19 protein-coding genes and 1 tRNA gene are annotated in these 21,076 nt (G+C 37.0%); 7 read left to right on the top strand and 13 right to left on the bottom strand.

From position 1 onward, the window contains the following. Positions 1 to 127: 127 nt before the first annotated feature. The 7 genes from FFR48_RS06940 to FFR48_RS06910 all read right to left on the bottom strand — a co-directional run bounded on the left by FFR48_RS06940 (position 128) and on the right by FFR48_RS06910 (position 5,800). Positions 128 to 201, bottom strand: a tRNA-Val gene (locus FFR48_RS06940). A 72-nt stretch (positions 202 to 273) separates the two neighbouring features. After that, complete coding sequence (gene dhaL / locus FFR48_RS06935) at positions 274 to 918, bottom strand: dihydroxyacetone kinase subunit DhaL (RefSeq protein ID WP_096571562.1); 645 nt, start codon at positions 916 to 918, stop codon at positions 274 to 276. A gap of 1 nt (position 919) precedes the next feature. After that, entirely contained in the window at positions 920 to 1,993 is a 1,074-nt protein-coding gene (dhaK, locus tag FFR48_RS06930) for a dihydroxyacetone kinase subunit DhaK (protein WP_137666835.1), read from the bottom strand. Positions 1,994 to 2,150: 157 nt separating this feature from the next. Continuing rightward, the gene (locus FFR48_RS06925; protein WP_137666834.1) at positions 2,151 to 2,678 is read right to left on the bottom strand and encodes an HMA2 domain-containing protein; all 528 of its coding nucleotides are present in this window, start codon (positions 2,676 to 2,678) and stop codon (positions 2,151 to 2,153) included. A gap of 349 nt (positions 2,679 to 3,027) precedes the next feature. Next, entirely contained in the window at positions 3,028 to 3,318 is a 291-nt protein-coding gene (locus FFR48_RS06920; RefSeq protein ID WP_096571568.1) for a DUF5132 domain-containing protein, read from the bottom strand. Positions 3,319 to 3,914: 596 nt separating this feature from the next. Further along, positions 3,915 to 4,454, bottom strand: coding sequence for a peptide deformylase (gene def / locus FFR48_RS06915; protein ID WP_137666833.1), 540 nt, complete (start codon positions 4,452 to 4,454; stop codon positions 3,915 to 3,917). 89 nt (positions 4,455 to 4,543) lie between these two features. Further along, on the bottom strand, positions 4,544 to 5,800 hold the full coding sequence (locus FFR48_RS06910; RefSeq protein WP_137666832.1) for an HhoA/HhoB/HtrA family serine endopeptidase: 1,257 nt from the start codon (positions 5,798 to 5,800) through the stop codon (positions 4,544 to 4,546). Between the two features lie 321 nt (positions 5,801 to 6,121). Between FFR48_RS06910 and dnaA the strand changes: the two genes are divergently transcribed. Both dnaA and dnaN read left to right on the top strand, forming a co-directional pair. Next, a complete protein-coding gene (dnaA, locus tag FFR48_RS06905; RefSeq protein WP_137666847.1) occupies positions 6,122 to 7,498 on the top strand; it encodes a chromosomal replication initiator protein DnaA in 1,377 nt (458 codons plus the stop codon). A 416-nt stretch (positions 7,499 to 7,914) separates the two neighbouring features. Beyond that, entirely contained in the window at positions 7,915 to 9,063 is a 1,149-nt protein-coding gene (dnaN, locus tag FFR48_RS06900; RefSeq protein WP_096571574.1) for a DNA polymerase III subunit beta, read from the top strand. Between the two features lie 158 nt (positions 9,064 to 9,221). Here dnaN and FFR48_RS06895 read toward each other — a convergent pair whose 3' ends face one another. The 5 genes from FFR48_RS06895 to FFR48_RS06875 all read right to left on the bottom strand — a co-directional run bounded on the left by FFR48_RS06895 (position 9,222) and on the right by FFR48_RS06875 (position 15,846). Beyond that, a complete protein-coding gene (locus tag FFR48_RS06895) occupies positions 9,222 to 11,966 on the bottom strand; it encodes a GAF domain-containing protein (RefSeq protein WP_137666831.1) in 2,745 nt (914 codons plus the stop codon). 340 nt (positions 11,967 to 12,306) lie between these two features. Continuing rightward, the gene (locus FFR48_RS06890; RefSeq protein ID WP_096571579.1) at positions 12,307 to 13,494 is read right to left on the bottom strand and encodes a TRC40/GET3/ArsA family transport-energizing ATPase; all 1,188 of its coding nucleotides are present in this window, start codon (positions 13,492 to 13,494) and stop codon (positions 12,307 to 12,309) included. Positions 13,495 to 13,537: 43 nt separating this feature from the next. Next, positions 13,538 to 13,927 (bottom strand): C6orf136 family protein, encoded by a 390-nt coding sequence (locus FFR48_RS06885; RefSeq protein WP_096571581.1) that lies wholly within the window; start codon positions 13,925 to 13,927, stop codon positions 13,538 to 13,540. A gap of 50 nt (positions 13,928 to 13,977) precedes the next feature. Next, positions 13,978 to 14,886 carry an ABC transporter ATP-binding protein gene (locus FFR48_RS06880; protein ID WP_137666830.1) on the bottom strand — a complete coding sequence of 303 codons (909 nt, stop codon included), beginning with the start codon at positions 14,884 to 14,886 and terminating at the stop codon, positions 13,978 to 13,980. 186 nt (positions 14,887 to 15,072) lie between these two features. Next, positions 15,073 to 15,846, bottom strand: a complete 774-nt coding sequence (locus tag FFR48_RS06875) for an ABC transporter permease (RefSeq protein WP_137666829.1) — start codon at positions 15,844 to 15,846, stop codon at positions 15,073 to 15,075. A 513-nt stretch (positions 15,847 to 16,359) separates the two neighbouring features. On the opposite strand from FFR48_RS06875, the gene FFR48_RS06870 reads away from it, so the two are divergent. Next, a complete protein-coding gene (locus FFR48_RS06870) occupies positions 16,360 to 18,306 on the top strand; it encodes an FAD-dependent oxidoreductase (protein WP_137666828.1) in 1,947 nt (648 codons plus the stop codon). A gap of 139 nt (positions 18,307 to 18,445) precedes the next feature. Here FFR48_RS06870 and FFR48_RS06865 read toward each other — a convergent pair whose 3' ends face one another. Beyond that, positions 18,446 to 18,775, bottom strand: coding sequence for a DMT family transporter (locus FFR48_RS06865; RefSeq protein WP_096571589.1), 330 nt, complete (start codon positions 18,773 to 18,775; stop codon positions 18,446 to 18,448). 289 nt (positions 18,776 to 19,064) lie between these two features. On the opposite strand from FFR48_RS06865, the gene FFR48_RS06860 reads away from it, so the two are divergent. From FFR48_RS06860 to ybeY, 4 genes are all read left to right on the top strand, one after another. Continuing rightward, positions 19,065 to 19,217, top strand: coding sequence for a hypothetical protein (locus FFR48_RS06860; protein WP_162501853.1), 153 nt, complete (start codon positions 19,065 to 19,067; stop codon positions 19,215 to 19,217). A 49-nt stretch (positions 19,218 to 19,266) separates the two neighbouring features. Next, positions 19,267 to 20,380, top strand: a protein-coding gene (gene prfB / locus FFR48_RS06855) for a peptide chain release factor 2 (RefSeq protein WP_137666827.1) whose coding sequence is annotated in 2 segments (ribosomal slippage) — positions 19,267 to 19,338 and positions 19,340 to 20,380 — 1,113 coding nt in all. Because the reading frame shifts where the segments join, the coding sequence is not laid out codon by codon here. A 114-nt stretch (positions 20,381 to 20,494) separates the two neighbouring features. Continuing rightward, positions 20,495 to 20,650, top strand: a complete 156-nt coding sequence (locus FFR48_RS06850) for a DUF3285 domain-containing protein (RefSeq protein ID WP_096572817.1) — start codon at positions 20,495 to 20,497, stop codon at positions 20,648 to 20,650. A 13-nt stretch (positions 20,651 to 20,663) separates the two neighbouring features. After that, positions 20,664 to 21,076: rRNA maturation RNase YbeY (ybeY, locus tag FFR48_RS06845; protein ID WP_236104014.1), on the top strand; the 413-nt coding region annotated here is incomplete at its 3' end.

Here is a 21,076-nt window from a genome sequence, read left to right as displayed (position 1 = left end):
CTGCATGAAAATAGAATTTTATATTTTAACCATTACATGGTCATGACATTGATTGATTCAAGAATACATTAGTATTGTTCATCAACACTAGCAAAGGGCAGATATAATTACAGTAAAATAAAAAACATGGACGTAACTGGATTCGAACCAGTGACCCCATCGATGTCAACGATGTACTCTAACCAACTGAGCTATACGTCCTTAACCAAAGCGATTATTATCATAGCATATATATTTTAAAGGTCAAGAGAAAAATGCCAATAATGGCACTCATTATTTTTTCGCCCTCGAACCTTCCACCACTTCCAACAAACTCCGCAACATCCAATAAGCAGAAGTTCCTCCCGGATCTTGATGTCCGATACTGCGATCGCCTAAATAACTTGCTCTGCCTTTCTTTGCTAACATCGGTATAGTATCCTTTAACCCTTGTTCCGCGGCAGTTACAGCCATCCGCAAAGCTTCCACACTACCCTTACCTTCATTTACAGCTTTTTCAAAAGAAGTCACGGCGGGATACAGCACATCTACCATAGTCTTATCTCCTAATTGCGCCTTACCTCGTTCAACAACTCCATTTAAGCCAGATTGGAGTAAATTCAACATATCTTTTTCAGTTAATTCTTGCTTACCCGCAGTTACAGCACTCGCTCTTAAAAACCACGTTCCATATAAAGGACCACTTGCACCCCCCACACTAGATATTAAAGTCATGCTGACAGTTTTCAAAATACTGCTGATGTCCTTCCCTTCAATACTCGGTAAGATAGTGCTGATCTTTTTAAAACCTCTATCCATATTGATACCATGATCAGCATCACCAATGGCTGCATCTAATTCCGTCAATTCTTCTTTATGTTTCTCAATAACAGAAGCAAATACATATAACCATTGAAAAATTTGCACCTGAGTAACCATTTCAAACTCCCCAGCGTAAACTTGCGGTTTTAACTGGTGCATCCCATAGCTGTAACATTTCCTCGTCTAACTTCAGCAGCGTGATGGAACAACCTTGCATTTCTAATGATGTCATGTAGGGTCCAATTAGATTACGCACTATTTCCAGTCCTTCCATCTGACAAAGTTCTGCTAGTTTGCGGTAGACAAGATAAAGTTCAGAAATCGGAGTCCCACCCATACTATTAACAAAAGCTAAGAGGCGATCGCCTTTTTGCAACGGTTTATTTAATAGTTCCACATCCTGCCATTCTTCCTTGGTTTCGTCCCATTCCCGCACCGTGCGACAATAGGCAGTATCATCAAAGAGCGATCGCCATAAAATTTCAGTAATTTCATCCCCTGACATCATAGAAACCCGTTCTCTTCCTGGTTCTCCATGAATGCCAATACCTAATTCTATCTCATCATCCCCCAAAGCAAAAGTTGGTGTACCCTTAGCAGGAACTGTACAAGAACTTAACGCTACCCCCACACTACGACCATGCAGATTTACTTTTTTACACAAATCAGCTATCTGCTGTAAATCATAGCTTTTTTCTGCCGCTGCACCACAAATTTTTTCTGCCAGTACCGTTGTTCCCACACCCCTTCTTCCTTGGGTATATAAACTATCCTTCACTGCCACATCATCATCAATAATAATATTTAATGTACGGATACCCTCACTTCTGGCTAACTCCGTAGCCATTTCAAAATTCATTACATCGCCACTGTAATTTTTCACAATATAAATAATACCCGCACCCCCATCAACCTGCTGTGCGGCGGCTAACATTTGATCAGGAGTGGGAGACGTGAAAACCTCTCCAGGACAAGCAGCATCAAGCATTCCCATCCCCACAAAACCCGCGTGCATTGGTTCATGTCCACTACCACCACCGGAAATAATTGCTACCTTACCCTTTACAGGTGCATCTGCTCGATAAACAAAAGTTGGCTCAAAATTTACCTTAATTAAACCAGTATGAGCAGCAGCCATACCTGCTAAACTTTCCCTAACAAATGCTTCTGGTTGATTAATCAGCTTTTTCATAATTTCTGTTGGCAAAGGTGCTAAGATTCAGGATAAACTTTTACAGCGCCAAATTTCAGCATTTTTGCTTAAAGAAGGGAACAGGGAACAGGGAACAGGGAACAGTTAGTCAACTAATTAACGATAAAATTTCGACATCAAAAGATTTTCAAATCTGTCACCTGTCACCTGTATTGAATTTCAAGAAACTATCAAAAGCGTACCAAGCTAAAACATACCAAGGGATTACTTCTAATTGTAAACCCTTAATGATTAACTGTCTTACTGCTAAAGTACCAAGTCCCAAGGGAAACAGAAAACGCAAATCTACAATACCATTTGTAGCACGTTCAACTCGTTGGTTTAAATCAATCACTGCATGAGATATTCCCGATGCTGCTTCAGTTTGACCTTGGGTAATATCTGTAAAAATTATGCCTATATCTTTCAGTGTTTCCAAAATTTCTGATAAAGTACCAGTTTGATGATCATGATGAATCAAAATACTACCATGATGAATATTAGTTCTCACCTGACTAATGTGAGGTTGTGCTGTTAAAAAATTGGCGATATGTTGCATTTTCTCAACTTTACGGTTTTCCGGTGCAACTCTTAACCTGAGTCTTCCTGGAGTATCACTGACAATTTTTGTAGCAATGGGATTAAAGGATTTATTTAAATTTGCTTTATCTGTAATTTTTAACATATAGCGTCCAACTTGATTTATAAATTTTTATCAGAGTCAGGGAATAGGGAACAGGTAGATGAGGAGGAAAATTTTAGATTTTAGATTTTAGATTTTAGATTAGAGTTTATCAATACAATTCAAAATCTTTGCATCCAAAATCTAAAAGAACAACTTATGACTTATGACTTATGACTTCTGACTCCTGACTCCTGTACGGGCGTTCGCGAAGCGTGCTGGAAGCATCAGCATTCGGGCGAACAATTATTAATTTTTATCACAGGTTATTTTCCGAATGCTTAGCCCCTACGACTCCTGACTCCTGAATTCTTACTTCATAATTCAATTACGAATTACGAATTACGAATTATTAGGAATTATGTTGATTTTCCGAAGCAGTTTCAAATGCTAGTGTGTGTTGTTCTTCTGCTATTTCTGCTCTAGCTTCAGCGACGATATCTTCCCAAGTTTCACCCAATTCAGCAAAAACTCCCTTGCTTTTTTGGTAAGCAACAATACCACCTTTAACTATTGATTTAACTATGGGTTTACCCACTCCAGCAACAACAGGAATGACCACAGGTGCAAGTAAAACAGCACCAATTCCGACGATAATTCCAGGAGCGCCGGCATCTTCTACAAAATCAGTAATTTTTGGCATATTCAATCAACCTCCTATAAATTAGAGAATCTTCAATAAGCCTTTTAATTTACTCTAATTTTAGTCATTATTTCCTCTTACTACTGGTAGAGGTTTTTTATAATTCAAACTCAACCTTATGTAGTAGGGCTTGTATTTGGCGTTGATTTCGGGGCATAATTTATCACAATCTTGGTAAAAATCAGAAAAATGACACGCTTTATCCATGACCAATTTTCCCAGCTATATCTAGATAGGACTTACGCAAGATGTGACTGAAAACCTTATTCTTGCGTAGGGGTAATTCATCAATTACCCCTACTTTCTTTCCCTTTTGCGTAAGTCCTGTAGATTTAGAAAATAGTTGTTGATAATTTGTTGATAAAATTAAGGTAAATTATATCCCCGATTCTTCACAAAGATAAATCATTTATTGATTGTTTATAAGTATTCCACAATAGCACTTGTTGATACCGAGATCCACGACTTCTGCAATCAATTCACAATTTATTGACAAGCTCATAAAAGAAGTCGGGGATCTGATCACTCTATTCCTGAATGCTTACGATTTTTTCAAATAGAATATCGGGGATTTTTATTAAATTCATGGAAAATTATCAACTCTTCTCTGCTTTAACTATCCGTTGTTGATATTCAGTTTCAGTCATTAATTCTTCAGTAGATTCTACTCTGTCTAAAAATACCATACCTTCTAAATGATCATATTCATGTTGAAAAATTCTCGCCACAAAATCAGTTAATTCTTGTTGTTGTAAATTTCCATTTCTATCAGTATATTCAATTTCAATTGTTTGATATCTGGGAACTAAACCCCTAATTCCGGGAACACTTAAACAACCTTCCCAACCTTTGACAACCTCGGTTGAATGACTAATAATTTGCGGATTAATCATTGCTGTTGGTTGCATTTCTGGTGCATCTGGATATCTGGCATTTGGACGAGAAGCAACAATTAATAAACGTAGTGATTCAGCTACCTGTGGTGCAGCAATTCCCACACCATTAGCTTGAGCAACTGTAGCTATTAAATCATCAATTAATTTTTGAATTTTCTCATCTTGAATATTTTCCACCCAAGCTGCTTTTTCACGTAATTTAGGATTACCTAATTGAATAATTGATGATTTATCGGTCATTTTGCAAACTCCTGTAAAATAGAACTAAAAACTTGATTCTTGTGTAGGGGTAATTCATGAATTACCCCTACTCTTATTACTGTCAACTATTACCTATCACCTCTAATGGGTAAAGGTGCAGGTTTAACTATTAATTGAACAGTTGTTCCATTGCGTTCTACTTGAACCTGTAGAGGACTACCAACTTGACTATTTTCTACTAATTTTTGCACTTCTTCCACTTTAGTTACAGGTTGATTATTAATACTTTGAATTACATCCCCTGCTCTGAGTCCACCAATGGCTGCTGGTGATTCTGGAACAATTCTAACTAATAAAACTCCTTGTTCTGCAACTAAAACTTTATCCCCAAATCTAGTATTTATTCTTTCCTTAACTTCTGGTGTCAGCGCCACCATTTGTACACCCAAATAAGGATGATCTACCCTACCTTTGCTAATTAATTCTTGAGAAATTTTTTGCACGGTATTAATAGGAATTGCAAATCCTAAACCTTGAGCGCCTTGAATAATCGCTGTATTCATTCCTATGACTTCACCACGAGCATTCAGTAGTGGACCACCAGAGTTACCAGGATTAATTGCTGCATCTGTTTGTAAATAATCTACTCGTTTATCACTAGCACCAATATCACTACTAGAACGATCTGTAGCACTCAAAATTCCTGAAGTAACTGTATTATTTAAACCTAAAGGATTACCAATAGCAATTACCGCTTCACCTGGTTGTAATATATTAGAATTACCTAAAGCTATAGCTGGTAAATTATTAGCATCAATTTGAATGACTGCCACATCTGTAACTGGGTCTTCTCCTAATACTTTACCCTCAAAAGTTCGCCCATCTTTGAGTGTTACCGTAACTTCATCTGCTCCATCTACGACATGAGAATTAGTTAAAATTTGTCCAGAGGAATTAATAATAAATCCAGAACCACTACCCCTTTCTACTCTTTCCCTTGGCTGGGGTATTCTATCACCAAAAAATCTGCGGAAAAATGGATCGGAAAATTCTGCTGGTATTTGAGATGTGACTGTTTTAGCGGAATCAATGCGAACTACCGCACCACCTACTTTTTGTACTACTTTGACAACAAAATTAGGGTCGCCAGAAGATGCGATAATTGCAGGAGGCACAATTCCTACAGTTGTGTTTGTAGTCTTTTCTACTTGATTTGTCCCTGGTTGCGCTTCTAAGATTCTATTATTTAAGTTAGAGCAGCTACTAAGAAATAATGCGGACAACCCAGTGATTAACATCCAACCTCTGATTTTCCGTCTTCCGTGCTGGATCAAACCCTTAGTATCAATATCTTGGAAAGCTAGATGATAATGATTTGTCTTCATGATGTTATTTTTTCTCCGTGTTAGTCGCTAGGTGGTAGGATATTAGCTACCTGGGTTCAACCAGAATGGTTACAGTTTAAAGTTAAATAATAAGCATTCAGCCGTCAGTAAACAGCTATCAGCATTCATAAATAAATGATCAGCGTTGATAGACTAAATTACAGATTGCTTTTCGTATCAGTCTACTTGATTCAAAAAGCTAAAAACTCAGTCACCAACTTAGTTTTAGCTGATTTCTGACTGCTGATAGCTGAATGCGGACAATAATTGTTTGCTCATATCTTCTTCTATTGTGGCAATTAGCAGCAAAGGTAGTAGATGATGGAATTTACCCTAGACAATCTGTGGCATCAGGTGTTAGAGCGTTTACAGTTAGAGTTATCTCGTCCTACCTTTGAAACTTGGATTAAAACAGCTAGTGCAGTACAGCTAGAAAATAATTGCTTAGTTATATCTACGCCTAATTTATTTGCGAGAAACTGGTTGCAAAAGTATTACATCAATACTATTGCGCGTGTGGTGCAGGATATTTTAGGTTATCCTGTAGTAATTTACATTACTGCTGTTCAAGGTGATGAAGTTTCTGGGTTAAATCAACAAGATGTTAATTGGGAAGTTCCAGCAGCTAATACTATTCAATCAAATGTTCCCAAAAATCAACAAAAAAGTACAGAGTTAAATTCTAAGTACGTTTTTTCTAGATTTGTGGTTGGCGCTAATAATAGAATGGCTCATGCTGCTTCTTTAGCTGTGGCAGAATATCCCGGTAGGGAATTTAATCCTTTATTTTTATGCGGTGGTGTGGGCTTGGGAAAAACCCATTTAATGCAAGCTATTGGTAATTATCGTTGGGAAATTTATCCTGATTCTAAAATATTTTATGTTTCCACTGAGCAGTTTACTAATGATTTAATTACTGCAATTCGTAATGATAGTATGCAGAGTTTTCGGGAACATTACCGGGCTGCTGATATTTTATTAGTTGATGATATTCAATTCTTGGAAGGTAAGGAATATACTCAAGAGGAATTTTTTCATACTTTTAATACTTTACATGAGGCAGGAAAGCAAATTGTCATTGCTTCTGATCGTCCTCCTTATCAAATTCCGAGTTTACAAGAGCGTCTTTGTTCGCGGTTTTCTATGGGTTTAATTGCCGATATTCAACCGCCGGATTTAGAAACCCGCATGGCAATTTTACAGAAAAAAGCTGAATATGAAAATATTCGTTTACCTATAGATGTAGTTGAATATATTGCTTATAATTATACTTCTAATATTAGAGAATTGGAAGGGGCGTTAATTCGGGCTTTGGCTTATATTTCTATTTGGGGTTTACCTATGACGGTGGAAAGTATTACCCCTGTTTTAAGCACTTCTAGCCAAAAAACGGAAGCAACACCAGAAGTTATTTTAAATGTGGTGGCTGAGTTTTTTAATCTTTCTAGTGAAGATTTAAAAGGTAGTTCTCGCCGTCGGGAAATTAGTTGGGCTAGACAAATTGGAATGTATTTAATGCGTCAATATACAGGATTAAGTTTACCAAGAATTGGGGAGGAATTTGGCGGGAAAGACCATACAACGGTGATGTATAGTTGTGAAAAAATTACCCAACTTCAGGAAACTGATAAAAGTTTAATGCAAACCTTACGACAGTTGAGCGATCGCATTAATATGAATACTCGTTATCAAAAGTAGTAAGTAACTCAACCTTAAAAAACGTAATACCCAGATACCCGACTTGTTTAATAAGTCGGGTATCTATTCACTGTCACCTGTCACCTAATATTAAGCAAAGTATAAAAAATTGTTAAATTTAACTGCGATTGTGGAAAAAATATTACCTTTTGGGGAAAAAGTTGTGGAAAACTTAATAATTTTGTAAGAAAAATACATTAAGTATAATTACTTTGTGGAAAACTAAGCGAGTTTTTCCACAGCTTTTCCACAGAGGGAGAGCTTTTGAACAGTCCTATCTCCTCAGTCCAAAATTTGTTACCATTGTTTTTCGCTTGTTAAGTCCATATTGATAGCGGTTGTCAGTGTGATGAGAACAAACATATCTCCTCAAACTCAACCCTATTCCCCATTCCCTATTCCCTATTCCCTGCTCTATGAAATTAGTTTGTTCTCAAAGTGATCTCAGTACCAACCTTTCCCTAGTCAGTCGTGCAGTACCATCGAGACCAACTCATCCCATCCTTGCTAACGTACTCTTACAAGCAGATGAGGAAACTAACCAAGTCAGTTTAACAGCGTTTGATTTGAGTCTGGGTATCCGTACCAGTTTTAGCGCAGAAGTGATTGAAGGTGGGGCGATCGCTCTTCCTGCTAAACTACTTTTAGATATCACCTCTCGTTTACCAGAAGGGGAAATTTCCCTAGATGATGAGTCAGCAGACAACACCGGAGAAGGTATAGTAGTCACCCTCAAACCCAAAAGCGGTAAATATCAAGTCCGCGCTATGGGTGCAGAAGAATTTCCCGAATTACCTGTAATTGAAAGTTCGGAATCAATTCAACTCACCACCGCTGCATTAATTGAAGGTTTAAAAGGTTCTCTTTTTGCTACTAGCACCGACGAAACTAAGCAAGTGCTGACGGGGTTACATTTAACCGTTAAACAAGACACCCTAGAATTTGCAGCTACAGATGGACACCGTTTAGCAGTGTTGGAAACCGCTAACGAGCGTCCCTTAGAAGGTAGCGAACAGTTAGAAGTCACAGTACCAGCAAGAGCATTAAGAGAATTACAAAGGATGCTTGCCCATAGTTCTTCTGAAGAAGCTGTATCCTTATATTTAGATCAAGGTCAAATAGTCTTTGCTTGGCAAAATCAACGTTTAACTAGCCGCACTTTAGAAGGACAATATCCCGCCTATCGGCAATTAATTCCCCGGCAATTTGAACGCCAAGTAGTATTAGAACGCAAACAATTTATCAGCACTTTAGAAAGAATTGCGGTATTAGCTGACCAGAAAAATAATATTGTCAAAATCAGCATTGATAATGAAAATCAAGAAATTACATTATCTTGTGAAGCGCAAGACGTAGGCAGTGGTACAGAGTCAATGCCAGCGCAAATTTCTGGGGAAGATATAGACATTGCTTTTAATGTCAAATATCTCATGGAAGGTTTAAAAGAATTACCTTCTACAGAAATTCAAATGCACTTAAATCAAAGTTTAACACCGGTTATTTTTACTCCTTTAGGTGGGTTAAAAATGACTTATTTAGCTATGCCTGTACAATTGAGAAATTAATTGGGGACTGGGGACTGGGGACTGGGGAAAAAAATTTTAGATTTTAGATTTTAGATTTTAGATTGGAGTTAACAAAAACAATCCAAAATCCAAAATCCAAAATCCAAAATAAATAACTCCTGACTCCTGACTCCTGACTCCTGACTCCTGACTAATGACTAATGACTAATGACTATATGTTTAATAGGAATTTCAATCCAGAATTGTGTACCTACATCCAATTGAGAATCACATTTGAAAATTCCGCTGTGTTTTTCCACTACAATTTGATAACTAATTGATAAACCTAAACCTGTACCTTTTCCTATGGGTTTAGTGGTGAAAAATGGATCAAATATTCTTTGTCTGATAGTTTCTGGCATTCCTGGTCCACTATCTCTAATCTGAATGACTGCACTTTTTTCATTGTCATTCATTACTCCTACAGTGGTAGAAATAGTAATTTTTCCTGACTTGGGATTTTCTTTAGGACTTTCTGCTGTATGTTTTCTGTAAATTTCTAAAGCATCAATGGCATTACTCAAAACATTCATAAAGACTTGATTGAGTTGTCCGGCAAAACATTCTACCAATGGTAAATCACCATATTCTTTAATAATTTCAATACCAGGAGATTCAGGTCTGGCTTTTAAACGATGCTGCAAAATTAATAATGTGCTATCAATGCCTTCATGAATATTTACTTCTTTCATTTCTGCCTCATCAAGACGTGAAAAATTCCGCAAAGATAAGACAATTTGCCGGATTCTATCTACCCCTATTTTCATAGAAGATAAGGTTTTGGGTAAATCTTCTAGGAGAAATTCTAAATCTAGTTCTGCTGCTAGTTCTATAATTTCTTCGCAGGGTTCAGGATATTTCTGCTGATAGATATCTAGCATATTCAGCAAATCTTCAGCATATTCATTGATATGAATGAGATTTCCAGAAATAAAGTTAACTGGGTTATTAATTTCATGGGCAACACCAGCTACAAGTTGTCCTAAAGATGACATTTTTTCCGTTTGAATTAGTTGGGTTTGAGTGGCTTTTAATTCATGCAATGTTTGTGTAAGTTGATCCGCTTGCTGCTGAGTTTTTACTAATAATTCAGCTTGTTGAATAACTACTCCCAACTGTGAGGCTATTTGACTAATAAAATTAACTTCTGAAATTTTCCATTGCCGGGGACCAGTATGTTGATAGGTGCAAAGTAAACCCCAGAGTTGTTGTCTAATAAATATCGGAGCTAATACAAAAGCGTGAATTTGAAACTGCTCTAAAATATCGACATGACAGGGGGTAAATCCCATTTTATGGATATCATCTACTGCAAAGGTTTCATTGTTGCGGTATCTTCCACCTTGAGTATCTTGTAAGTAAGTATCATTCCAAATTGTATTAATTCCTAGTTTAGTTTCATTAAACCAGTTGGGATTAGTAGCTTCAAAGTCACCAACAAATTCTCCACCCCAATCTTCTGTAAATTTATAAACAGAAACTCTGTCTGCTTTGATTAATTTGCAAACTTCCTTAGTTGTAGTTTTAAATATAGTATCAGTATCCAGGGACTCCCGAATTTTATTGATGACTCCAAATACAGCTTGTTGTTGTTCTGCTGTTCTTTGCATTTGCAGTGTCCGTTTATGGACTTGTTTTTCTAAATTTTCATTGAACTTTTGCACCTGTTGATAAAGTTCATATTGTTGAATCGCTGAAGCAAAGTGTTTGCGAATTTCTCCAGCTAGTTCTATTTCTTCATTTGTCCATTTTTGCGCTTGTGCTTTTTTTGATTCTCTCCACAGTTCAAAGGACATCCGGGGATAAAGTTGTCTATTGTCTGGATCAAATTTCCCCGCCCACAGGGTTTCTGTTTCTATTTCATTACGAAAAATGCTTAAATATCCCACTAATTCTTGCCGATAGTGCAGGGGAATCATTAAAATACTGCGAATTTTTGTGGGTTTAAATGCTAGTTGAATAATTCTTAAATTAGAATCTTGGTAAATATCATTAATTGCCCAAATTTCATATTCTCCAGATTTATAATGTTCCTGCCAAACGCTATATTGTTCTAAAAATGGATATATATTTGGGTTGGGAATAACTGGTTGCTCTCCACATACATAAAGCTGGAGACAATTACTACCAGGAATTAAACATTCTCGTAAAGATTTAAATTGACTATGTTGTAAGTCAAAGGCATTATGTCTAATACATAATCTACCACCAATACCATTAAAGGCTGCAACTGTAGCTTCTAAAGCTGGTTGTAAAACTATTGTTGGTAGTGAATGCAGTAGTGTAGCAATACGATTAATAATAGCTTCTCTTTCTGCTTTGGCACGGGCTTGGGTGAGAAGATTACTTTGAGCGATCGCAACAGATAATTGCTCAACTACCATCTGTATTGCATCTAGTTCATATTCTGCTACTTCACGTGCTTGAGAATGATGAGATGTTAATAATCCCCACAGTTGATTTTGATAAATAATTGGTGCTACTACTGAAGATTTTACCCCCATAGCTGTCAAATATTCTATATGACATGGATCTACAGGACGGTAAAGAAGATCCTCAGAAATAATTTCTCCTGTTTCTAGGTTACGCACAGGACTTTGGCCAATTTCTTTTGAGTCTACATTGACTACAGAACGCACCCGCGACTTAATAAATAATTCCCGTGCATGAGGAGGAATATCATCAGCAGGAAAATTCAACCCCAACAATGACGGTAAACGATTTTCATAAATAGATTCAGCAATAACCTCACCACTACCATCATCATGAAATTGATAAATCATTACTCGGTCAGTTCCCAACAAAGAACGCACCTCGGCTGTGGTTGCTGTAATAATGTCTTCTAGTTCCAAGGACTGACGGATACGATTTGTAATCCTACGCAGTAACGTTTCTTGAGCCATGCCTGTTCGCAGGTCTAGTGGAGGGACGGAAACCATTTTTTATACAACCATTCATACATTAATTATAGTCTATTCTTATTTTTAATTAAATTTAAATTGTTTTTTGATAACTTTGTCTTCCGTGGGAGTACGGTCAAGGTATGGGCTTAACGATTATTCATTTTTTGCTGAACTTCCGCAGAATTATCGTTAAGGAATAGGTGACAGGTTACTGGTGACAGGTTACAGGTGACAGGTGACAGGTGACAGGTGACAGGTGACTGGTAACTGGGTAATCAATTTTATGTTTCCCGATCAACTATCAACTATCAACTATCAACTATCAACTATCAACTATCTCCTAAACTCTCACACCGTCAGCAAAGCGGATTTTCAGATAATCATTATCCATTTTTGCCCCTGCTGGTTGCAATGCGGCTAAAGCCTGGGGTAAAACTAAGTTACGGCGATGATTACCAATGGTAATGTTTAATTCGTCCCCGGTTTTGCTCAGTTGAATCTGGCTTTTAGGAATGTTGGGTAAATAAAGTTCTAAGCTGTATTGGTTATTTTCCTGCACAACTCTAATAGTGGTTTCTTTGTAATAAACCTGAGTTGGATCTTCATCTTTATAGAGAGTTTCTTTGAGTCTCTCTAATGCAGCTAAACCACACATTTCTTCAGAAAATAATGGTACTTCCTTCACAGGTAAAGGGAGGAAGTTTTCATGAATTTCTTGGCGGTATTGTTCTTGATTTTCTTTCCAACGTTGGAAAAATGGATCTTCAACTTCTTTGGGAATAATACGGTTAGCTACAACTAAATCTGTGGCTACATTATATAAACTCAGATAAGCATGAGCGCGGAGCGATTCTTTAATCACCATTTTTTCTGGGTTGGTGACAAGTCTAACTGAGGTTTGTGTATTGTCAGTTAATACTTTTTCTAGTGCTTCTATTTGTTCATAAAATTCATAGGGTGCATCCATTACTTCTTTATCTGGTAAAGAAAAACCAGCAATGGGTTTAAAAATCGGTTCAACTAGAGGTCTAAGTGCTACGGAGATGTTTTGAAAAGGTTTATAAAAACGCCGCATATACCAACCACCAACTTCTGGTAAACTCAGAAGACGTAATGCAGTACCTGTGGGGGCAGAATCAATAATTAAAACGTCAAATTCTCCTTCATCATAATGACGTTTCATTCTCACTAAACCGAAAATTTCATCCATTCCTGGTAAAATTGCCAGTTCTTCCGCTTGTATTCCTTCTAAACCCCGTGCTTGCAAAACTTGGGTAATATAACGTTTTACTGCACCCCAGTTTCCTTCTAATTCTTGCAGTGCATCGAGTTCTGCACCCCACAAATTTGGGCGCACTTGTTTTGCGTCGTGTCCTAATTCTAGATCAAAACTGTCTGCTAGGGAGTGAGCAGGATCTGTACTTAAAACTAATGTTTTATAACCGAGTTCTGCACAACGAAGTCCGGTTGCTGCTGCGACGGAGGTTTTACCTACTCCACCCTTACCAGTCATTAAAATTACTCGCATGGATGATTCTGTCCTACCTGAATTTTGTTTACATTTATTTACATTATCCTTTGTTTCTGGAAAATAGGTGTTGCTTTAGTACATCTAATTGGGAACAGTGCCAATAGTCAATGTGGGAAATTATTAAACCTTCATTATTGAGACGGAGTTCACTCCAACCAGAAATAGATATCCTTGGTTTCCAGGGTAATGCAGCATCCCAGCTAAGTGTCCACTCGGTTTTAATTGTGTTTTCTTGTTGTTGAATATTATGTAAATCCATTTTTAGGTTGAGGAAAAATGTTTGAATGAATTTAATCATCCATTTATAAAGTTCTAAACCCCGAAATTTAAATACAGCATCTTGAAAATAAACATCCTTTGCATAAATGCTGTAAGTTTGATTAACTGGAAATCTTTGATAGTCGGCTTTAAGTGTTTCTAAAATATCCATGATTAGTAATTGGTAATTGGTGATTGGGTTTAATTTTCAATTTTCAATTTTCAATTTTCAATTTTCAATTTTTCTTGGGTTATTTCTACATAAATATGCTCTAAGCGTACAGGTTGACGGGAAATAGAATCAATGGGTATACTATCAAATTTAGCAAGGATTTCTTTTAATTCTAACGGTTCTGGGAGTAAAAAAGCTAAATCATTACCATAACGTCGGGGTATGAAATTATATTCTTGAGCTAGGGCGATCGCCTCTTCTTCTTGTGTTGTTTGTAACATGACAATTTCTTGTCCGGGAATTAAAGTTTTTAACTCGGATAAACTACCCTCTGCTAAGATTTTACCATCTTTTAAAATACCAATGCGGTTACAAAGTCTTTCTGCTTCATCTAATAAATGGGTAGTTAATAAAATTGTCATTCCTTGATTTTTAAGATTACGAATTAATTGCCAAATTTCATATCGTGCTTCAATATCTAAACCTGTAGTGGGTTCATCAAGAATGACTAACTGGGGTTGATGTACTAAAGCAACAGCAATATTTAACCGTCTTTGCATTCCGCCGCTGAGAGTTTCCACGGGACTTTTAGCTCTATCTAATAAGTTTACAGATTTGAGAGTTGCTTCTATTTGTTGTTGTTTTTTTTCTCGTTCTAAACCGTAAATGTCAGCGAAAAATTTGAGATTTTCTGCACAGGAAAGGGTTTTATATAAGAGGTTTTCTTGAGGGGCAATACCAATTAATTTTTTTGTTGCTTCCGAAATCGGTTGATGATTGATTGTAATATAACCACTATCAGCATTTAGTAAATTACAAATAATATTGATTGTTGTTGTTTTACCTGCTCCATTTGCACCGAGTAAACCATAAACTTCTCCTGGCTGAATACTGAATGTTAAATTTTGCAGCACTTTTCGGCTTTTGTAGGACTTGTTTAAATTTTTAATTCTGAGCATATTTTCAATTTAAATCTGTTGTTTGATATACTTATAGATTACATAGCGGATTTTTTTCTTTTTTTTCCTTCAAAGGGGAGGTTTTAAACCGTATGGCTAACGCCACGCTACGCTATCGGCTGATGCTCACGGCGGAAGCCTTGAATGAAACAATTGTCAATTATCAATTATCAATTATCAATTGCTTTAAAGCTTCCTTTCCACCATCAACATTCGTTGATAAGATACCCATCCACAGGCTAACATAATCATGGCAAACCAGAATAAAAACCACAAATGTAAAATGATATCATGAAAATTTGCCCCCTTAGCCCACACTCCTAAAAGAGCTTCATTCATGTGATAAATGGGATTAAATCTCGCAATATCTAACAGAGTTTGGGGAAATAAAGAAGTTGGTAAAAATGCTCCACCCAAAATTAATAAAGGTACACCAAAAGCAGCCACCAAAGCATTAACATCTTCAATGCGTCTAGCTAATTGTGTACCTAAAATAAATCCTAAACCAACATAAGCAATGATGCTGAATAAAATGATGATAATTCCTAAGAAAATCGAACCTTGAAAAGTAGCACCCCAAAAAGCAGCAATAGTATACACTAAAAGAGTTTGTCCAATACCAATACAGCTATGAGCGAGAAAAATTCCCAAAAAATAAGATGTACCACTTAACGGAGAAATAAACAAGCGTTTGAGAGTTTGCTGTTCTCTTTCTGCGACTACAGTAGCAACACTTCCACCCAAACAACTAAAAAACAGTGCAGCACCTACCAACGTTGAAGGTGCAGCATTTTCCAAAGCTTCAGACATGGTTAATTTTGCCCGTTCTGCCAAAATAAATCCATTGAGAATTAAAATGGAGATGGGGAAAATACTCCAAAAAATTAAGCTGCGTCTGCGTCGTAACAGTTCAATTAAGATGCGCTGAGTTACAGCTATAGTTTCACGCCAATATTTCATCTTGATAATTTGATTTACAAATCAATACCTTGGTCAAAAAAAGAGTATGAAGAGAGGGCTGATGTAGTAGAGTTATAATCTTCCAAAAAAACAACTCGAAAGTCACAAACAGCCCATGTTCGATATCCTAACATTGTTGCAATGCTTATAACTAGTGGTAAAAGGCTAGATGTCAATATAGCGTTTCCCAGTCTAATGAATTACACACCATGTTGCTCACAAGTGTGCTGTGTAATATTGAGTTACAGATTATACCAAAAAAGCTTTTTTACTACCTCTCCGACTTTTCAAACATCCTCTTCAAGGTACTTATCCCTCGTAATTTGACCAAGGGATTGCAAATTTAACTATAATCTATATTATACTAAGTCTACCCTGTGATCTATACAGAGTAGCCAATTAATAGATCATATATTACACTATCAAAGAATCTTGTAATTTTCACATTGATGGCGTTTAATTTACGCTTTTACAAATCGGGAAAATTGAATTGAGAATTTAATTGTGTCACCAATGAGCCAACTATTTAATTTACCAGAATCATCTACCATTTCTCGGCGTACACTGCTACAATTATTTGGTGTGGGTACGATAGTGGGAGTTACAGGTTACTCTCGTTTTAGTAAACCACAACCGTCAGTTTTTCAGCAAGATAATCTAGATTTACCCAAGATATTAAATACTAACAAAACTGTTGCTGTAATTGGTGGGGGTTTAGCTGGTTTAGCTTGTGCATATCAATTAGTGCAACGGGGTTTTACTGTCACATTGCTAGAAAAATCTCCGCAACTGGGGGGGAAAATTGCCAGTTGGGAAATAGAAGCTGCGGGTGAAACGTTTAGAATGGAACATGGGTTTCATGGTTTTTTTCCACAGTATTATAACTTAAATAGTGTAGTTTCTGAACTGGGGATAAAAGATAATTTTCAATCCTTAAATTATTATTCTGTAGTTTACCACAATTCTCCATATCAACCGGAGGTATTTCGTCCTAGTCATTCTGCTTTTCCTTGGAATATTATCGACTTAGCTATTGCTTCTCCTAATCGCTTACAATGGGGAATAAATCTCACCAAAATTAAGCATTTACAAGTGTTTCAAGCAATTACAGGTTTTCAAAGAGATAAAAATTATCAGCGTTTTGATCATATATCTGTTGCTGATTGGGTGAAGAGTGAATTTCCCCAAGGTTTATATGATTTGTATTTTCTTCCTTTTGCTAAATCTAGTTTAAATGCACCAGATTTAATGAGTGTTGGGGAATTAATGCAGTTTTTCCATTTTTACTTTTTTGGTAATCCTGAAGGACTAGCTTTTAATGGGACAAAAGACGATATGGGGACAAGTTTAGTCCAACCTATTGCTGAGGCAATTTTGCAAAATGGAAAAATTATTACAGATGCAAATGTGAGTGAAATTGTGGCGAATGAAGGTAAAATATCGGAAGTTAAATATTTTGTAGGTGACAATAATCATACAGTGCCTTTTTGGGTGCAGCGTAATTCAGTTGTCAAGGATGAAAAGATAGAATATTTTGGTGCTGCTGATGAAGTTTATGCTGTCAAAAAAGACAATCAGGAAGCAATTTCTTTAACTTGTACCCATCAAGGTTGTACAGTGAAAATGGCAGAGGATGGACAATTTCACTGTCCTTGTCATGGTGCTGTATTTACAGCAGATGGAAAAGTGGTTAAAGGACCAGCAAAAAGAGATTTAGCTAAATTTAAAGTAGTACAAAAAGAAGATGATAATTTACAACTTTTAGCAGTTAATCCAGAGTCATCATCACCAGAAATAATTAACGCTGATTATTATGTTTTAGCTACGGATGTTCCCGGAATAAAACAATTATTTAAACGTATGATTGGGGATGTAGATAAAAACGTGAAACAAGTGCGATCGCAAATTGAAAAATTAAGTATTGCTGATCCTTTTGCTGTTTGTCGTTTCTGGTTTGATCAAGATTTTAATTGGGAACATAGCAATTTTACATCTTTATCTGGTTACAAATTAACTGACAGTATTACTCTTTATCATCGCATTCAAACCCAATTTATTGAATGGGCAAAAAAAACCGGGGGAAGTGTAGTAGAATTACACGCTTACTGTTACAAAGAGAAAGAATTTCCTAACCAAGAAGCTTTGTTAACAACTTTTGAAGAGGAACTTTATGATATTGTTCCTGAGTTAAAACAAGCCAAATTATTACATCGAGAATTAGTTAATCAACATAACTTTTCTGGATATCCACCTAATAGTTATACAGAACGTCCAGAAACTACCACAACTTTAACTAATTTATTTTTTGCAGGTGATTGGGTAAAAATGCCTTTTCCTTGTGGTTTAATGGAACGGGCTGTGAGTAGTGGTTTACTAGCTGCGAATGAAATTTTACACCGTGAAGGTTTGCAGCGTCGTCCACTTTTAACAGTTAACCCAGAGGGAATGTTGCAAATTTAATATAGGAGGAGTCAGGAGTCAGGAGTCAGGAGTCAGGAGTCAGGAGTCAGGAGTCAGGATAATAAGAATAAATTTCTTCCCTATTCCCTATTCCCTGTTCCCTGTTCCATGTTCCCTATTCCCTATTCCCTGTTCCCTATCACCTGCCATATTCACTTAAATTTAAACCGATCACACCCACAATTATTAATACTATGGATACAAATTTCATCAGCGTAAAAGATTCACGAAACCAAACAATACCAATAATACTAATTAAAACAGTACCCAAACCCGCCCATACTGCATAAACAATACTCACTTCTAGTTTTCTGAGACAAAGAGTCAAAAAAGTTAAACAAAGTCCATAGAAGACAAAGATGAAAATTGAAGGTAATATTTTAGTAAATTCTTGAGAAAGTTTCATGCAAATTGTACCAGAAACTTCAAACAGAATTGCTATCATCAGGTAAAGCCAACTTATTAACATACAGTGCAAAATTAGGGTTTTTCAATTATCTCTAGAAAACAACCAAATTTCTATAAAATACTTTACTTTCAACTCTGTCACCTGTCACCTACTAGATAAATAATCTCCCATAGCTGCGGTAAAACCAGCAAATGAACTATAATCTTGAGAAACAATAGAAACCACCCAACTTCTCAGCATTGGCGAAAGTATAGATTTGAAGAATTTAATAACGTATGACAGCGTAAAATACGTAATAAAATGTAACATCGTGTGAAAAACTTATATTTAAGAAAAACTTATATTTAATTTGTTGGTAACTGTGGATTCGGTAATTAACACCAGTGGTTTTCCCAAAAATTCTCCAACTACAGCTAAAATCAAAAATATCAACAGCGATCGCTCAACTCACCAGTCCACTCTGGTAGACATTGTTTGTGTAGTAGCGTATACTGTACGGTAAGTGTAGCCATATTATTGCGCCTTCTATTCGCCCAAAACTTAATTCAACTATGGAAGTCCTAGAACTCAAACGCGAAATCGAAACGTTGTCTAGCCGCCTGGGTAAAACCCAGGACTATCTTTGACGTACCTGCACTCAAAGCCAAAATTCAAGACCTAGAACAAATATCAGCCCAGCCAGAATTTTGGGACGACCAAAACCAGGCACAACAAACATTACAAGAACTCAACGATCTGAAATCTCACCTGGATCAGTATTATCAATGGCAAGCAAATCTAGAAGATACAAAAGCAGTCGTTGAACTATTAGAACTAGAAACCGACGAAGCACTACTACAAGAAGCAGAAACCACCGTTACTAAATTAAATCGTGACCTTGACCAGTGGGAATTACAACAATTACTATCGGGTCCTTATGACTCTCAAGGTGCGGTTTTAACCATTAACGCCGGTGCAGGTGGCACAGATGCCCAAGACTGGGCATTTATGCTCATGCGGATGTATACCCGTTGGGCAGAAGACCACGGTTACAAGGTAACATTAGCCGAAGAATCAGAAGGCGACGAAGCGGGCATTAAATCAGCTACCCTAGAAATTACAGGTCGTTATGCCTATGGTTACTTACGTTCGGAAACTGGTACTCATCGCCTAGTCAGAATTTCCCCCTTCAACGCCAACGGTAAACGACAAACCAGTTTTGCCGGGGTGGAAGTCATGCCACAAATAGATAACTCTGTAAAATTGGAAATACCAGAGAAAGATTTAGAAATCACCACGTCTCGTTCTGGTGGTAAAGGTGGGCAAAACGTCAACAAAGTGGAAACCGCAGTGCGGATAGTTCACATCCCCACAGGTTTAGCTGTGCGTTGTACAGAAGAACGTTCTCAACTGCAAAACAAAGAAAAAGCCCTAGCCCGTCTCAAAGCGAAATTATTAGTCATTGCCCAAGAACAACGCGCCCAAGAAATCGCCGAAATTCGCGGTGATATGGTAGAAGCTTCCTGGGGCAACCAAATCCGTAACTATGTCTTTCATCCTTACCAAATGGTCAAAGATTTACGTACAAATACGGAAACAACCGCCATTGCTGACGTGATGAATGGTGAAATTGATGCTTTCATTCAAGCCTATCTGCGGCAAGAAAATCAATTGGTAGAGGCTTAGGTGATTGGTGATTGGTGACTGGTGACTGGTTACTGGGAGGATGAATAACCCAATGCCCCATGCCCAATGCCCAAATGATGTAAAGTTATATGTAGACAGATGAATCAAAAAATCATGAGCAATACTCCTGCAAACGAACCCAAACCCAGCTACGTCAAACTAGCCATGCGAAACATGGTAAGAAAAGGTGGCACATCCCTCAAACATTTTGGACTAACTGCTGTAGGATTGTTAGCTGTCTTAGTTGGTCTTGCTTACCTCACTCGCTAACAAAGGTGATTGCGTGCTTTCTCAATTTGAACCCCCTAAATTTGAACCCCCTATACTTGAACCCCCTATACTTGAAATATTTATAGAAAACTGTGATCAAGAGTCTTCCCCAGTTGTAGCGGAAAACATCTGGGAAAGCTGGTTTCAAAAATGGCTGGAAATTCTCACTCCTGAACTTCCACAGGCTTTAAGTTATGAAATCGGGCTGCGTTTGACAAATGATGCCGAAATTCAAGAATTAAACGCCCAATATCGTCAACAAGATAAACCCACAGATGTTTTAGCCTTTGCAGCCTTAGAAAACAACTTCCCCCAAACAGAGGAAATGCTGGCTGATCAACCTTTGTACTTGGGTGATATTATTGTATCTATAGATACTGCTGCTCGTCAAGCTGAACAACAGGAACATAGTTTAACCACAGAGTT

Origin of the sequence: Sphaerospermopsis reniformis (genome assembly GCF_005402885.1) — a bacterium.
Lineage (GTDB): Bacteria > Cyanobacteriota > Cyanobacteriia > Cyanobacteriales > Nostocaceae > Sphaerospermopsis > Sphaerospermopsis kisseleviana.
This window is presented reverse-complemented; position numbering and strand designations above follow the sequence as displayed.

What these genes read in the sequence shown, in the direction of transcription:
- dhaL (WP_096571562.1), bottom strand. Translation starts at nt 918, where the DNA reads ATGGTTACTCAGGTGCAAATTTTTCAATGGTTATATGTATTTGCTTCT.
- dhaK (WP_137666835.1), bottom strand. Translation starts at nt 1,993, where the DNA reads ATGAAAAAGCTGATTAATCAACCAGAAGCATTTGTTAGGGAAAGTTTA.
- FFR48_RS06925 (WP_137666834.1), bottom strand. Translation starts at nt 2,678, where the DNA reads ATGTTAAAAATTACAGATAAAGCAAATTTAAATAAATCCTTTAATCCC.
- FFR48_RS06920 (WP_096571568.1), bottom strand. Translation starts at nt 3,318, where the DNA reads ATGCCAAAAATTACTGATTTTGTAGAAGATGCCGGCGCTCCTGGAATT.
- def (WP_137666833.1), bottom strand. Translation starts at nt 4,454, where the DNA reads ATGACCGATAAATCATCAATTATTCAATTAGGTAATCCTAAATTACGT.
- FFR48_RS06910 (WP_137666832.1), bottom strand. Translation starts at nt 5,800, where the DNA reads ATGAAGACAAATCATTATCATCTAGCTTTCCAAGATATTGATACTAAG.
- dnaA (WP_137666847.1), top strand. Translation starts at nt 6,122, where the DNA reads ATGGAATTTACCCTAGACAATCTGTGGCATCAGGTGTTAGAGCGTTTA.
- dnaN (WP_096571574.1), top strand. Translation starts at nt 7,915, where the DNA reads ATGAAATTAGTTTGTTCTCAAAGTGATCTCAGTACCAACCTTTCCCTA.
- FFR48_RS06895 (WP_137666831.1), bottom strand. Translation starts at nt 11,966, where the DNA reads ATGGCTCAAGAAACGTTACTGCGTAGGATTACAAATCGTATCCGTCAG.
- FFR48_RS06890 (WP_096571579.1), bottom strand. Translation starts at nt 13,494, where the DNA reads ATGCGAGTAATTTTAATGACTGGTAAGGGTGGAGTAGGTAAAACCTCC.
- FFR48_RS06885 (WP_096571581.1), bottom strand. Translation starts at nt 13,927, where the DNA reads ATGGATATTTTAGAAACACTTAAAGCCGACTATCAAAGATTTCCAGTT.
- FFR48_RS06880 (WP_137666830.1), bottom strand. Translation starts at nt 14,886, where the DNA reads ATGCTCAGAATTAAAAATTTAAACAAGTCCTACAAAAGCCGAAAAGTG.
- FFR48_RS06875 (WP_137666829.1), bottom strand. Translation starts at nt 15,846, where the DNA reads ATGAAATATTGGCGTGAAACTATAGCTGTAACTCAGCGCATCTTAATT.
- FFR48_RS06870 (WP_137666828.1), top strand. Translation starts at nt 16,360, where the DNA reads ATGAGCCAACTATTTAATTTACCAGAATCATCTACCATTTCTCGGCGT.
- FFR48_RS06865 (WP_096571589.1), bottom strand. Translation starts at nt 18,775, where the DNA reads ATGTTAATAAGTTGGCTTTACCTGATGATAGCAATTCTGTTTGAAGTT.
- FFR48_RS06850 (WP_096572817.1), top strand. Translation starts at nt 20,495, where the DNA reads ATGAGCAATACTCCTGCAAACGAACCCAAACCCAGCTACGTCAAACTA.